Source organism: Mycobacterium sp. 852002-30065_SCH5024008, assembly GCF_001665645.1.
Taxonomy (GTDB): domain Bacteria; phylum Actinomycetota; class Actinomycetes; order Mycobacteriales; family Mycobacteriaceae; genus Mycobacterium; species Mycobacterium paraffinicum.
In genome coordinates, this window is record NZ_LZSZ01000147.1 from 1 (window position 1) to 1524 (window position 1524).

Sequence of the window (1524 nt, forward strand, 5' to 3'; positions counted from 1 at the left end):
GGCACCGGGCAGAGCGCCCGCGGCGGCCGGCAGGGCACCGGCGGCACCCGGGAGTGCACCCGCGGCGCCCGGCAGGGCACCGGCGGCACCGGGGAGTGCACCCGCGGCGCCGTGCTGCATGCCCTGCGTGATCGCCGGCATCACCAAGCCCTTGAGCAGGTCGATGGCCTGACCGGCGCCGAGCTGGTTGGCCGCCTGCATCACGTCGTTGACCAGGCCGCCGCCGCCACTGCTGCCGCTGCCCCCGCCGAGGCCGGTGCCACCGCCACCGAGCGGTGAACCGCTGCCGAAGGACGACGGATCGCCGAGGATCGGGTAGGTGCCGTCGGCGCCCGGATCCAAACTGGCCGGAGCGGTGATCGGCACTTCACCCGCGGCCGTCGGGGCGCCCAGGCCAGGCACCCCGGCCGGGCTGGTCAGCCCGGGGTTGGAAAGCGCCGGGTTGAGCCCCGCGCCCGGGGTCGCCACTCCGGCGCCCGGGGTGGTCGGCAGCGCGCCGGGCGCGGTGAGTCCCGGCGTCGTGGGCGTCAGGCCCGGGCTCGCCAGACCTGGGCTCGTCAGACCTGGGCTTGCCAGACCTGGGCTCGTCAAGCCGGGGCTGGTCAGACCCGGGCTCGTCAAGCCGGGGCTGGTCAAGCTCGGACTGGTGAGTCCTGGCGTCCCGAGCCCTGGAGTGCCCAGGCCGGGACTGGTCAGGCCGGGAGTGCTGGCGGCGGTGCCCCCGTTCAGCGCGGGCACCGGGGGCAGGTTGATCCCGAATTGCGACAGCCCCTGCGACAGCGCTCCCATCAGCTCGCCGGGCAGGTCGGTCATCACGGCGGCCTGCTTGAAGTCGTGGTGCTCGGGCTGCTTGCTGCCGGCCGTCGATTCGTAGACAAGGAAGTACGCGCAAGGACTCGCCACTGCCACGGCGGCGACCGCGCTCATGGCTGTCGAAAGCTTGCGTCGGCGTCGGTTCGGCACGGAAGTCTCCTCAATCTGGACAACTCAATCTTCAACTGTGTTGTTTCGGTGCGGCCTGCCGACCAAGCTGGCGAGAACCACACAGAGTCGATGGTACGAGTGAGATTCCTGTGACTAGAGTGGTGATATTGAATCGTGAGGTAATTGCGACCCCGACTGTGATCGCCCCGCTGAGGGGTCCCGCGGGTGCCGTCATTGGGCCGAAGGCGGACTCCCTGGCCTCGCCAGATGGGTTAGGCCCACGCGGTCGGATACCCTAAGCAACCGATGACCGCTCGTTTCGATCTCCTCGTCGTCGGCTCTGGATTCTTCGGCCTGACCATTGCCGAGCGCGTAGCCACCCAACTCGGGAAGCGCGTGCTCGTCGTGGAACGCCGCCCGCACATCGGTGGCAACGCCTATTCCGAGGCCGAGCCGCAGACGGGCATCGAGGTCCACAAGTATGGCGCCCACCTGTTCCACACCTCTAATAAGAGGGTCTGGGACTACGTGCGGCAGTTCACCGACTTCACCGACTACCGGCACCGGGTGTTCGCGATGCACAACGGGCAGGCCTACCAG

Annotated in this window: 2 protein-coding genes; one reads left to right on the forward strand and one right to left on the reverse strand. The window is 69.5% G+C overall.

Annotated elements, in window-relative coordinates; translation table 11 throughout:
* Positions 1-963: PirG (locus A5781_RS18375; protein WP_197503904.1), on the reverse strand; the 963-nt coding region annotated here is incomplete at its 3' end.
* 267 nt (positions 964-1230) lie between these two features.
* On the opposite strand from A5781_RS18375, the gene A5781_RS18380 reads away from it, so the two are divergent.
* Positions 1231-1524 (forward strand): NAD(P)-binding protein (locus A5781_RS18380; protein ID WP_156624793.1); only part of this gene is annotated, 294 nt, incomplete at its 3' end.